A 12,736-nucleotide genomic window follows, 5' to 3' on the forward strand; every position below is an offset into this window, starting at 1 on the left:
TCAGGTAGAAAAAAACAATATTTGTAAGGAAGTGGCATCTACTCGGTGACTACCTTTTTTCCGTGCCTTTCATTCGATTGATCGAGCAGCATCTTTGTAGTATCTCGGATGAGTGTTGGCAGTACATCGAACGAATACGGTTTATAAACACGCTCTGTCCATTTGTGCCCGTCCTTCCCATACACGCCCATGTTCACAGACGGAACGTTCAATTCACGAATATCTTTGATTTGAATTGGATACGTTTTTGAGAGCTCAGGAAAGTTCTTAACGAGTGCGTCGATTTCATCATCCGTTTCATGCAGCGATAAGAAACTACCATCTGCAAGGTATGGGAAGAACTTCTTCACTGCGAATGTTTCCCCTGTGCGCTTTGCCGTTTCATCAAGATTTCGTTTCACAACATCAAGCAAAAGCTGGTCACGCTCACTTTCACCCAAATAATTGTGGGGAAGGTAAGGAGGACCATAGAAGATGATCACTCTTGGCTTCTTATCTGGATCAAGCTGTTGAAGTGCTTCGACGATTTTAAAACAAAGCATTCGCGCCTCGAGCTCTTTGTTTTCCTCAATAACTTGGGCAGTCACTGTGTCGACATCTGCGCCTTTTCCCTTCAACTCATCAATAAATGATTCAAGACTCGTAACTTCGATATGCCACGAGAGATTTCGAGTTGGAAGACCCGTTCGCTTGATGAACGCTTGGTAGTTCGCTGAAAGCGTTGCTTCGACCTCTATACAAGCATCCACCGTCAGTTCCTCAAGCTTTCTCATCACATCCTTCGCCGTCGCTTCATAAATAAAATAGTTAAAATACAAGTAGCTGCTTTTCGCGGTCTGAACGTTATAGAAATCTTTCGTGTCCTTCTGGTACAAACACGAAGGAGGAAGGATGAGTTCCCCGGGAATATTTTCAGCTAAGTTGATGTTGTTGTTTATTCTTAGATTGATTTCAGCTGAGATCAACGTTGAGTCGATTCCAGATAAGGTGTCGCCAACGTGCGTTTCTCTTCCATAGATATAAAAGCTCGGTAAAAGCTTTCCGGCTGAACCAGTATAAATATAGCGATGCGGGTCACCGTCGTATTGAGGCGTCATAAAGTCAGCGTTGATCGCACAAACAAAGTTCAGTCCTTGTCGTTTCAATCGATTTAACTCTGATATCGCAGTCGTGATCCCTTTATGCTGGCTTTCTTCATCAGGATTGCCCATGTAGAGGATGTTTCCATTCAGCTCTTCTTGGTGCGTGGAAAAATAGAGTAAGTTTACAAGATGCACCGCTACACCGCTCTGCATATCGAGTGCCCCTCGACCAAACAACCAATCGCCAGACTCCGCATCTTTCTTTACGTCTTGATCAAACTGATAGTCTTTGAAAAAGGCCTCTAACGCATCCGAGTTAAGCGCATCTTTTTTCAAGCTGCCGTAGTCATCCGTTCCAACTGTATCGAGGTGCCCATGAAAGATGATGGTGTTTTTAGTAGATTTTGGACTTTTAAGGAGTGCGAAGATGTTCTTTCTGCCTAGTTTTTGATCGACAACCTGCTCCCAAACGAGGTGAGGATTTCTTTTAAAATATGGAAAGGATAGCAGCGTATCTTTAATAAAATCCGCAACAGCTGCTTCTCCTGATGTACCGTTGATGCTTTCGATCTCGACCAAAGCACGAGTCAGTATTTCTACTTGCTCTGGAATTGTTTTATCAACTAATTTGTGAAACATGAGCTTGTGCCCCCTATGTGTTCATTTATGTAGTTCAAAATTGTACTACAATTTCATTGTAAGTCCTTTCTTTGTTTTTGAATAGCCTAATTTATTCAAGAGAGTGCTTGGCTTAGGAGCGTGGGTCGCTTATGCTAGTAGTACCGTACAATTAAAGTAGAGGGGATCACCAATGACAAAAAAGTCTGCTGAACAAAGGATTGTCGATAAGTTAAAACAGGCTATCTTGAGGAGAGAGCTTGCGCCTGGAACGAAATTAGTGGAAGCGATCATATCGGAAAAGTTGAACGTAAGCAGGACCCCGATTCGTCATGCGTTTCGAAAACTAGAGGAAGATGGCTATGTGACGCTTGTTCAGAATAAGGGAGCGTATGTGGTACAGCCAGACATAAAGGAGATCATTCAGGCGTTTGAACTGCGAATCGAGCTAGAGTGTATCGCAGTAAAGTTCGGACTCGATAAGGTCTCAGATCACGATATCTTAAGATTAGAAGAAACGCTCGAAGAAGAGGTGAGCGTTTATAAAACAGAGGATATCCCAGAATACATCGCGCTTAACAAACGATTCCACATGCTTCTAGCAGACAGGAGCGATAATAAATACATAAGTGAATTCCTGCGTAAGGTGATCGATCAAATTGATATTTATCTGCGGATATATGATGTTGTCGATACGAAAAGTGAGGAAAAGAACAAAAGTCTCGATGAACATCGGAAGATTATCGAAGCGATCAAGAGCGGAGACGTCGAAGAAGTGCAAATCGCAATTCGCCATCATTTAGAGAGTACGCTCGATACATTGAAGCAAACTGCAGAAGGGTATAAATCGCTCGATCAAATGTTGTAGGAAAGGAAAATGGCAATGACGTATACATTTGTTCCAATCACATTGGAATATGTTAAAGAAATTGACGCATGGGACTATGAAGGCCGCTTCGAAGACCTCTTTATGAAACCGTACTTTACTTCCTATGAGAAAGACGGTGTGCTGATCGGCCCTGGTGGGTGTGATGGGTTCGTGGCTCTTGAAGGGGAAAAAGTTGCTGGACTTTTTGAGTTCACAGAAAGCGGTAATACGGTGGAGATCGGACTTGCTCTTCATCCTCGTCTAGTTGGGAAAGGACTCGCCGTCGATTACGTGAACGAGGGAATTCAATTCGGCTTGGATCACTATGACAAGAGGATCGACGTGATCAGGTTAGAAGTAGAGAAAACAAATAAAGCAGCTATCCGAGTTTACGAAAAAGCAGGATTTAAGAGAGTGGACGAAACGGAAGATGACTTTGTAATGAAGAGAGATGTAGAATAACAAAAAATGATTGGAAGGTTAGTCCATTGAATAAGGCAAAGGAATCAAGAAAGTACGTATTATTTGTCGTCGCTTTTTTTATTTTGATCACGATTGATCGGTTTCTGATCGAAGCGAAATGGTTTGATTATCTTTATTATTTCTTCATGCTTTCAGTGCTCGCGTTGATCAGCGTCATCCATTTTAAACAGAAAAAATGGGTGTATGCAGGGATCTTTACGATTCTATTATTCTGGTATGTTTATGGGTTTCAGTTCATTTAATACATAGACAAATGCATAGCAGCAAGGGGGAAGTGAACGATGAATGTCAATCGATTTAAGCTATGGCTCGGTGCTGTGATTTTCGCTCTCGTTGCTTTTTTTATCACAAAGCTCGTTTGGAGTACAGTTCCGACTGCGTTCTTACTCGTTTATTTAATGGTTGGGTATCTTGTCATCTTCTTTTTATCGGTCATTATACAAAGTAGGAAAACGTAGCGGATGGGGGTTGTGCGGTTGTGAAAAAGTTCGTGCTTTTTTTAGGAATCACCTTACTTCTAATAGCGGGTGTTATGTACTTGACCGATGTAGGGGCTGAAAAAGTTTCGTTGAATGTAAATGAGGAAGTTACGGTAAAAGGGATGAGCTCACTCGATGTCAAAACAACGTCAGCAGACATTGTCTTTCGGTCTACACCAGAGGAAAAGCTTTCTGTAACATTGGAAGGAAAAGTTAAGAAAGATGGCGATAACCAGGAGATCGACGTGACAGAGAGAAATGGGAAGCTTCAAGTTGCGTATGTACCTGACAGTAAGCTTGGAGTTAATCTTGTAAGCAAAAATGTAACGCTCATTATCGAAATACCAGAGAATGCTTTTAAAACGTTAAACGTTCGTTCCACGTCTGGGGATATTGATGGTGAAGCACTTACGACAGATACTGTCATGATCGAGTCGACTTCTGGTTCTCATACGCTTGAAGGATTTACAGCCACAACCGTTTCGTTAGCAGCTACAAGCGGAAACATTGAACTGGGCGAGAGCGAAATCGGCGATCTATCGATAGAGTTGACGAGTGGAAGCGTTGAAGTTAATCGTCTCACTGCAACCTCTGGGGAGATCGAGGCAACGTCAGGGGACGTAACGGTTGTAACCGAAGAAGAAAGCAAGTCTTTTGAAATCGAAACGACGAGTGGTAGTGTCCAGGTGATCTATACGAAGAAACCGACTGATCTTGAAGTTACGTTCGATGGAAATTCTGGCGAAGGTGATAGCAGGCTGAAGGATATGCTGTATAAGGTGAAAGAAGAGAATGAATTCCAAGGTGTTATCGGGGAGGCGACGAATCAACTAGATGTAGAAACCACTTCAGGAGACTTTTCAGTTGAGTAATTTCATAGAGCAGTTCGTACTTTTTTTACAAAATAAGGGAGCGCGTCACAGCTATGACGCACTCCCTTTTTAATTTATGATTCTGATTTTGCTCCTCTCGACGCGTAAGGATAGATCGGATCACGTAATGAGAACTCATACGTGTACCCGTCAACGATTCCGACGACTTTATCGCTTTTATAGAGATCGAGCATGAACGCGGCCATTTCTTTTGCTGTGTGATACTGTGGAACAGCTTGTTCATAGCTAAACTCATCGACATCCAACGAGCGTTGGGCAAATTCTGTTTCAGTTGCTGCAGGTGCCAGGACTTTCGCTTTCAGCTTCGCCCCTTTTCCTGCGAGCTCTTGCGCTAATCCTTCTGTAAACGCACTAACGAAGAACTTTGTTGCACAGTACGTCACAGCATCGGCGACAATCGTGTATCCTCCCCCTGACGAGACATTAATCAGCTGTGTTCCTTCTTTATCCGCATAATCGCGAACGTAAAGAGACGACAGAATTGTGAGCGCTTCGTTATTTAAGCGAAGCATCGTTTCGATCTTTGGCAGGTCTTGATCTCCAACAGAATCAAAGTTCCCGAACCCGGCATTGTTGATCCATGTATCGATTTCATAGTCCTTAAGGTTTTCGTAAAGGGTATACACTTGTTCGTTGATCGATAAGTCCGCGACGCTCACGACGACGTCCAATTCTGAATTGATGTCTCGGATTTCCTTTTTTAGTGCTTCTAACTTTTCTTCCCTTCGTGCGACAAGAATAAGATTCTTACCCTCTCTGGCAAACGTTAACGCCGTTTCATAGCCAATCCCTGAGCTTGCTCCTGTAATGACGGTGTATGTCATGTGAATTCCTCCTTTATTTGCTATGATCATAGCGTAACTGTTAAAGTTCACTTTAAGGCAAGCCGTTTGTTTTAAAAATTGGAGGTTGCTATGTATTCGATAAGTGAAGTTGCAGAAAAAGTCAATATAAAGCCACATACAATACGCTATTATGAGAAAGAAGGAATCATCGAGCCTTACAGAGATGAAAATGGTGTCAGGGAGTTTGATGATGCGCTCATCAGATGGCTCACGTTTATTAAGAAGTTAAGAGAAACCCAAATGTCGATCACAGACTTAAAGAAATATGCCCTTCTGTTTAAAGAGGGTGATCACACCGCACAAGAAAGGCTCATGCTATTAGAGGATCACCAAAAGAAGATTCAGCATCAGATTGAAACGCTCAAGGCAACAGACGAGATGCTCGATAGAAAGATCGCTGCATACAAAAAACACGTCCTAAATAAAAGTCATCATTGAAAAAAGGGTTCCACCGCTTCATGTAGAAAAGTGATTGGGGTGGGATTGAAAATTTGAAGATGAGGTGATGGTATGGCGTTACAAGTCAATCAAGTTTACTTGAACTTACCTGTAAAAGATCTTGATCGGTCGGTATCCTTCTTCACTGAACTAGGCTTTGAATTCAACGCTGAGTATACGGACGATAAAGCAACATGCATGGTGATCAACGACAATACTTACATTATGCTTTTGGTAGAGGAGTACTTTAAGACGTTTACAAAAAAAGAGGTCGTGAATGCAAAGGATGGAACAGAGGCGATCGTCGCGATATCGGTGAGTAATCGAGAGGAAGTTGACCGCATCGTGGAGAAAGCTTTGAATTCTGGAGGAAAAGCGTCCTCAGACCCAGTCGATCACGGGTTTATGTATGCGTCGAGCTTTCAAGACCCTGATGGGCACATCTTTGAAGTGATGTCGATGGAGAATCCGGTGTAGATCTTAATACACAAAGCCGCTAGGAATCCCTAGCGGCTTTGTGCTTGTAATTGAGCTAAATAACGTTCCCCTTCTAACGTAATATGAGTGCCAGCTCGTCCGCGTCCTTTAATCACGTATCCCTCTCGTTCGAGATCGTTTAGGCGGAGGCGAACTTGTTGTGGAGTGAGTGGGGTGGTGGAACCTTGGCTACTCTCAGATAAGTGGTTTCGGCTTGCAGATTTTCCTGCGTCGTTTCTCTCTTTAATCCCTTTTAATATCATCTCATGTTCGTTTGCTTCCATACTGCTTTCAGGAAGTGTTGACGGCTCGGCAGAAATCTTTTGCAGCCTATCATGCGGCAGATCGTTCAATGTAATCGTTGAGCCACTTGCGACCACTAGTGCATAATCGATGATGCTTTTTAGCTGGCGGATGTTTCCTGGCCAATCGTACGTCTGAAATCGTTGAATTACATCATCATCGATCTTCATCCAGTTGCCGCTCTTTGTGACAAAATAATTCATAAGAAGCGTAATATCACTCACACGTTCTCTAAGTGGCGGGATAGAAAGATGAAGGACGTTCAATCGATAAAACAAATCTGACCGAAAAGACCCTTCTGCGATTTTATCCTGAAGGTTTTTGTTCGTGGCTGCGATCACCCTGACGTTGACGGGGATGATCTTTCTTCCGCCAATCCTTCTGATTTCTTTCTCCTGCAGTACACGAAGGAGATGAGCTTGAACGGTCGAGCTGATATCTCCTATCTCATCAAGAAAAATCGTGCCGTTATCAGCGAGTTCAAACAATCCTTTCTTACCGCCTTTCTTCGCTCCAGTAAACGTTCCTTCCTCGTACCCAAACAGTTCACTTTCAAGCAATGTCTCTGTTAATGCACTACAGTTGATCGCAATGAAAGGACCGTTTTTCCGAAGGGAGTGGCGGTGGATCGCATGAGCGAAGAGTTCTTTTCCAACTCCTGTTTCCCCGTGAATAAGAACGGGGTGCTCAGACATCGAAAGCTTCTTCGCAATCCGTTTGCACTCTGTTAAGTGAGGGTGTTCTCCTAAAATATCGTCAAAGTCGTATTTCGCTATGAACCCTTTCTTATGCTGCTCTCGCTGTGCGGTTTTTTCAATTTCAAACGCCTGGTTCACACTTTTAAACGTTACGACGATGGTATGTTCACCTTCCATGTGTTGTCTGAACGCGACGACGTCCACCCCGTTCATGGATAGGTACTTGTTCTCTTCTGTATCATGAAGGATGAATTCATACAGTTCGTCATCAACTACGTCTTTTAGAGGCTGGTCGACGACTTCTTTTGCTGAAAGCTGAAAGAGAGCTTCGAGTCTATGATTAAAAAGGGTGATTCGTTCTTTTCGGTTGATCGCAAGAATCCCATCATCAACTGTATCTACGACGTTTTGATAGTGTTCAGTCGTCCTCGTTGCTTTTTGTTCAGCGAACAGGATCTTTCGATGTAACGTGATCATACTGCGGATGTAGCGCTCAGAGACTTTAGAAGAAATCATGTCATCAAGATCGAAATGATCGATCATCTTAAGGATGGTGGCCATATCGAACGGTCGGACGCCGATGTCTATCACCGTATCGATATAGGCAGGGCATAGGTGCGTTTCACCTGGAGATATCGCGATCGTGATATCGTCATAAAACATCTTTCCTTTTTTATAAGGAACGAATTTGATGTGGTTGATGCCAAGCTGGTAAAGCGACTCGATTACGTCGACCGTCGTTTGGTCGTCGTCATTGACCATGAGGACAGTTTCGCCATTCGGGAGCGTCAACAGCTCTTCGATGTAATCGTGACGAATCGTTCTGTTGCCGACGATGATTTTTGGACTTTGGATCGTTGAGAGGGCTTCCGCTTCCAGTTTGGCGGCGTCAGAAGAATACAGAATGATCTTATCAGACCATTCGAGAGGGAGCCCTTCATCGACTGCGAACGATGTGACAGATATGTAATCTCCAAGCAGCTGGTCAAGCTGCTCTCGTAATACTTCCTTTGTTCGACTACTCCCAGCAATGAGCGTAAGGGTTGGCTGACTCATATAGAACACCTTCTTTTCTTATTGGTTCTATTGTAACACCAATTAGAAACAAATGAACCCGATAGAAAGGTTTACTTTCGTGATTTTTCTGACGATTACGGAAGTTTAAAACTTGGCATGGAACTTGCATCATGTATAGTAAGCAGTATAAAACCAATAGTAGTAACGGAAGGAAGGGGAAACATGAATAAAGAAAAGAAAGAGATTAAAATGCCGCATACGTTTGTCATCGTCTTTTTTGTTGTATTAGCAGCGGCTGTTCTTACGTATTTCATCCCAAAGGGAACGTTTGAAACAAAAGATGTTACCTACGTTCACCAGGGGCAGGAGCAAACGAAAACCGTACTTATTCCTGATAGCTTTTCTTATGTAAAAGATGAAGAAGGTAATGCCGTACGTGAAGGTGTGAGTCTGTTTGAGCCTTTTGGTGAAGCAGGGTTTCTAAATTATGTATTCGAAGGTCTCGTATCAGGGAGTAAGTGGGGATCGGCTGTTGGAGTCGTCGCCTTTATCCTCATCATAGGTGGTGCCTTCGGGATCATCATGCGAACGAAAGCGATCGACCAGGGTATTCTCTCGATCATCGATAGAACAAAAGGGCGAGAAGTATTAATCATTCCTCTTATGTTCGTCTTGTTCTCACTAGGCGGCGCGATTTTTGGAATGGGAGAAGAGGCGATCGCCTTCGCGATGATCTTGATCCCACTCGTCGTTGCGCTCGGGTATGACGCGATCACAGGTGTCATGATTACATACGTTGCGACGCAGATCGGGTTCGCAACATCGTGGATGAACCCGTTCGGCGTTGCGATCGCGCAGGGTGTTTCCGGTATTCCTGTATTGTCAGGAGCACCGTACAGGATCGTGATGTGGATCGTCTTCACGCTTGTAGGCGTTCTCTATACGATGTGGTACGCGAACCGCATCCGAAAAGACCCATCGAAGTCTCTCTCAACCGAATCGAATCAGTACTTTAAAGATTACAATAAAAATCAAGAACTGGACTCTTCTTTCAGTCTCGGTCATGGACTCGTTGTGATCACGTTGTTCGCTGGGGTTGGCTGGATCATCTGGGGCGTTATTAAAGATGCTTACTACATTCCAGAAATTGCAACACAGTTCTTTACGATCGGGCTTGTTGCCGGAATTATCGGCGTCATCTTCAAACTGAACAACATGACGGTCAATGATATCGCGGATGGATTTACAGATGGAGCGAAAGACCTGTTACCTGCAGCGCTCGTCGTTGGGATGGCGAAGGGGATCGTCATCATCCTTGGAGGCGACGCAGCCGGAGAGCCATCCGTTCTGAACACGCTTCTTTACAGTGCTGGGAACGTTGTGGACGATTTCCCTCAGGCGGTTTCAGCGTGGTTTATGTTCCTGTTTCAGTCTATCTTTAATTTCTTCGTTGTATCTGGTTCAGGACAAGCCGCACTCACGATGCCACTCATGGCTCCGCTCGCAGACATCGCTGGTGTAACGAGACAGGTTGCAGTTCTTGCATTCCAGCTCGGAGACGGATTAACGAACATCATCGTTCCAACGTCAGCAGCCCTAATGGGAACGCTTGGTGCTGCGAGAATGGACTGGGGAACATGGTTTAAATTCATCATCAAGTTCCAACTCGTGCTGTTTGCACTAGCATCCATTTTTGTTATCACAGCGTCACTCATCAATTTTCAGTAATAGCTTGGAGGATCGTACATGTTTACTATCATAAGAAATGCAGAAATATACAATCCTGATCATCTAGGGAAAAAAGATGTGCTGATCGCGTTCAGTAAGATCGCCATGATCAGTGAAGCCATCGAGCTTCCTGAAGACATTCCACACAACGTGATCGAAGCAGATGGGAAGCTCCTTTTCCCGGGCTTCATCGATTCACACGTCCACATCATGGGCGGTGGCGGGGAGGGAAGCTACCGCACGCGAACGCCAGAACTCACGCTTAGTCAAGCAACGACTTCAGGCGTCACGACACTGATCGGTGTGATCGGAACGGATGGCACGACGAGGACGATGCCAGATCTGATCGCAAAAGCAAGAGGATTAGAGGAAGAAGGAATCACCTGCTACGTTCATACGGGTAGCTATCAAGTCCCGGTAAAAACGTTAACAGGTAAAATCGAGGATGACCTCATCTTGGTCGACCGCGTGATCGGAGCAGGAGAGATTGCGATCAGCGACCATCGCTCCTCACAGCCGACGGTGGACGAGATGGCAAAGATTGCGTCTGCAGCGCGTATCGGAGGAATGCTTTCTGGTAAGGCCGGCATCGTGAATATCCATGTAGGAGATTCTCCTACGAAGCTAGCTCTACTAGAAGAAGTAGTAGAAACAACGGATATTCCGATCAAAACGTTCCATCCGACGCATATTAATCGAACGGAAGAGCTATTCCGTTCAGGACTAGACTATGCGAAAAAAGGTGGATACATCGATTTCACAACGAGCACCATCCCGCAGTTTTTAGAAGAGGGAGAAGTAAAGTGCAGCACTGGGTTAAAACGAGCGCTAGAAGCAGGCGTACCAGTTGGGCAAATCACGTTCACTTCAGATGGCCAGGCAAGCCTTCCGGCGTTTGATGCAAACGGAGAATTCGAAGGGTTGCAGATCGGAACTGTTGCATCTCTCTACAAAGAGGTGCGAGATGCGATCGTGGAAGATGGCGTCCCAATCTCTGACGCTATCAAAGTGATTACGAAAAATCCCGCATCCCTTCTAAGGTTGAAGGATAAAGGCGAAATTGCGGTAGAGAAGGATGCTGACCTCGTTCTTGTGAACAAAGACTTTGAAGTCGATACCGTGTTCGCGAAGGGACAGCTGATGGTAGAAAACAAGGAGGTCCTCGTGAAGGGGACGTTCGAATAAAAAAAGGTACCGCACAACCACCTGTGCGGTGCCTTTTTTACTGGGCGTTATTGGGTGTCGAGAACAACCAGATTAGAAAACGGAACAGTGAAAATGTCCAATATAGCAGGTTTTTCCACTTGGCACGGAACTTGCATAATAGTCTGATAATAGAAGAAGGGAGAGAGTGTCATGAGTAAATGGAAACGAACGACTGCTTTACTAGCAGCGGCCTTTTTAGGAATCTTTTTAGTTGTACAGGGGATTCAGAAGCCTGAGCCAAAAGCGAGTGCTTCCGGTGGAGGCGAAGAAGGAGCCCTTGTGATTGTTGGAGGTGCACTTAGCCCAGACAATGAAGAAGTGTACAACAAGTTCCTCGCGCTAGCTCAAGCAAAAAGAGGCGTTGAAAAGAAAGACCTTAAAATCGGTATCCTGCCAACAGCAAGCTCAAGTCCGATCGAGAGTGCAACCTCTTATAAGAAAGATTTTGTGACGTACGGTGCAACGGAAGGAAATATCGACATTCTTCCGATCGCTGTCAACGATGACCGCTCAACAGATGAAGACGAGTCGAAGTGGGTCGATAACGGCTCCGATGAGGAACTAGCAGAACAAGTAAAACAGTACGATGCAATCTGGTTCGTTGGAGGAAATCAGCTACACTATACGACGACGCTTCTTAAAAATGACGAAGAAACGCCGGTGCTAGAGGCGATCGAAGACATCCGTGAAGAAGGTGCGGTCCTCGGTGGATCGAGCGCTGGTGCTGCGATCATGAGTGATCCAATGATAGGGGCAGGCTCTAGCCTTGGTGCGTTGAGCGACGGTGTGACGGATCGTGATAACTACGGTGACCCTGAGGATAATCGTGTTTTCTTAACAGAAGGGCTAGGGTTTTTTGAAGAAGGGATCGTCGATCAGCATTTCGTAAAACGTGGCCGATTCGGTCGATTGATGGTTGCGGCATGGGAATCTAATCATGAAATGGCGTACGGAATCGATGAGAACAGTGCGATGGTCGTTTACCCTGAACGTGAAACGATCGAAGTGGTTGGTGAAAGTGGACTCGTCATCGTCGATCTCGCTGACGCAAAGAAGACGAAAGACTATCCTGCTGCGATGAAAGATGTAAAGATCAGCTATATTGAAAAGGGAGACCGCTACAACTGGGAGTCGAAAACCTATGAGATTACAGAGGACAAGCCTTTGATTACCGATCCTTATTATCAGCCGAATCCTGCGAATACAGGGATCTTTGGCGAAGATGCGCTAAAACAGGTGTTAACCTATGATCTTATCGATAATACTGCAACGACAGCCGTCGGATTAGCGATTGATCTAACGGATGAGGACCGTGGTGAAGGCTTTAAGCTGACGTTTAAAGAAACGAAGGACACGAAGGGCTACTGGGGTAAAATTGATGGCATCGAATCGTACGCTGCCGTAAATGTAAACCTCGACCTTGCCCCTATGAAAGTAAAGTTGAAAGTAGATAAGATAAAAGAAAAGAAGATGGAGGAATTTGAGTAACGGCGACGGTCGAATAGTTGCTTCGACAACGTTGCCACTAGTAGTTTACTAGTACCTTAATGTGCAGGTTACCTTCCAACAAATTTTAATATGGACATGGTCATTAGAAGCTT

Annotated in this window: 13 protein-coding genes; 10 read left to right on the forward strand and 3 right to left on the reverse strand. The window is 44.6% G+C overall.

Features of this window, described 5'->3' with window-relative positions:
* Nucleotides 1–38: 38 nt before the first annotated feature.
* Nucleotides 39–1,721, reverse strand: coding sequence for a M20/M25/M40 family metallo-hydrolase (locus ACXAHI_RS14320; protein WP_474848917.1), 1,683 nt, complete (start codon nucleotides 1,719–1,721; stop codon nucleotides 39–41).
* A gap of 172 nt (nucleotides 1,722–1,893) precedes the next feature.
* Between ACXAHI_RS14320 and ACXAHI_RS14325 the strand changes: the two genes are divergently transcribed.
* The 5 genes from ACXAHI_RS14325 to ACXAHI_RS14345 are packed head-to-tail and all read left to right on the forward strand — an operon-like array spanning nucleotide 1,894 to nucleotide 4,402.
* A complete protein-coding gene (locus ACXAHI_RS14325; protein WP_474848919.1) occupies nucleotides 1,894–2,568 on the forward strand; it encodes a GntR family transcriptional regulator in 675 nt (224 codons plus the stop codon).
* Nucleotides 2,569–2,583: 15 nt separating this feature from the next.
* Nucleotides 2,584–3,030: a GNAT family N-acetyltransferase gene (locus ACXAHI_RS14330; protein ID WP_474848921.1), complete on the forward strand. Its 447-nt coding sequence runs from the start codon at nucleotides 2,584–2,586 to the stop codon at nucleotides 3,028–3,030.
* Between the two features lie 26 nt (nucleotides 3,031–3,056).
* Nucleotides 3,057–3,293 carry a hypothetical protein gene (locus ACXAHI_RS14335; protein ID WP_270181040.1) on the forward strand — a complete coding sequence of 79 codons (237 nt, stop codon included), beginning with the start codon at nucleotides 3,057–3,059 and terminating at the stop codon, nucleotides 3,291–3,293.
* 39 nt (nucleotides 3,294–3,332) lie between these two features.
* Nucleotides 3,333–3,509, forward strand: a complete 177-nt coding sequence (locus ACXAHI_RS14340; RefSeq protein ID WP_474848923.1) for a hypothetical protein — start codon at nucleotides 3,333–3,335, stop codon at nucleotides 3,507–3,509.
* A gap of 20 nt (nucleotides 3,510–3,529) precedes the next feature.
* The gene (locus tag ACXAHI_RS14345; protein ID WP_474848925.1) at nucleotides 3,530–4,402 is read left to right on the forward strand and encodes a DUF4097 family beta strand repeat-containing protein; all 873 of its coding nucleotides are present in this window, start codon (nucleotides 3,530–3,532) and stop codon (nucleotides 4,400–4,402) included.
* A 74-nt stretch (nucleotides 4,403–4,476) separates the two neighbouring features.
* On the opposite strand, the gene ACXAHI_RS14350 is transcribed toward ACXAHI_RS14345, so the two are convergent.
* Nucleotides 4,477–5,247 (reverse strand): SDR family NAD(P)-dependent oxidoreductase, encoded by a 771-nt coding sequence (locus tag ACXAHI_RS14350; RefSeq protein WP_474848927.1) that lies wholly within the window; start codon nucleotides 5,245–5,247, stop codon nucleotides 4,477–4,479.
* Nucleotides 5,248–5,337: 90 nt separating this feature from the next.
* Here ACXAHI_RS14350 and ACXAHI_RS14355 point away from each other — a divergent pair, with 90 nt between their 5' ends.
* Both ACXAHI_RS14355 and ACXAHI_RS14360 read left to right on the forward strand, forming a co-directional pair.
* Entirely contained in the window at nucleotides 5,338–5,706 is a 369-nt protein-coding gene (locus ACXAHI_RS14355; protein WP_474848929.1) for a MerR family transcriptional regulator, read from the forward strand.
* A gap of 72 nt (nucleotides 5,707–5,778) precedes the next feature.
* The gene (locus ACXAHI_RS14360) at nucleotides 5,779–6,183 is read left to right on the forward strand and encodes a VOC family protein (RefSeq protein ID WP_474848931.1); all 405 of its coding nucleotides are present in this window, start codon (nucleotides 5,779–5,781) and stop codon (nucleotides 6,181–6,183) included.
* 29 nt (nucleotides 6,184–6,212) lie between these two features.
* Here the strand turns inward: ACXAHI_RS14360 and ACXAHI_RS14365 are convergent, their stop codons facing one another.
* The gene (locus ACXAHI_RS14365; protein WP_474848933.1) at nucleotides 6,213–8,240 is read right to left on the reverse strand and encodes a sigma-54 interaction domain-containing protein; all 2,028 of its coding nucleotides are present in this window, start codon (nucleotides 8,238–8,240) and stop codon (nucleotides 6,213–6,215) included.
* A gap of 183 nt (nucleotides 8,241–8,423) precedes the next feature.
* Between ACXAHI_RS14365 and yfcC the strand changes: the two genes are divergently transcribed.
* The 3 genes from yfcC to ACXAHI_RS14380 all read left to right on the forward strand — a co-directional run bounded on the left by yfcC (nucleotide 8,424) and on the right by ACXAHI_RS14380 (nucleotide 12,623).
* On the forward strand, nucleotides 8,424–9,929 hold the full coding sequence (gene yfcC / locus ACXAHI_RS14370; protein WP_474848935.1) for a putative basic amino acid antiporter YfcC: 1,506 nt from the start codon (nucleotides 8,424–8,426) through the stop codon (nucleotides 9,927–9,929).
* 18 nt (nucleotides 9,930–9,947) lie between these two features.
* Entirely contained in the window at nucleotides 9,948–11,114 is a 1,167-nt protein-coding gene (gene iadA / locus ACXAHI_RS14375) for a beta-aspartyl-peptidase (protein WP_474848937.1), read from the forward strand.
* Between the two features lie 171 nt (nucleotides 11,115–11,285).
* Nucleotides 11,286–12,623, forward strand: a complete 1,338-nt coding sequence (locus ACXAHI_RS14380) for a cyanophycinase (protein ID WP_474848939.1) — start codon at nucleotides 11,286–11,288, stop codon at nucleotides 12,621–12,623.
* Nucleotides 12,624–12,736 lie beyond the last annotated feature (113 nt).

The sequence above is a fragment of the Anaerobacillus sp. ABD4_527 genome (assembly GCF_056160805.1).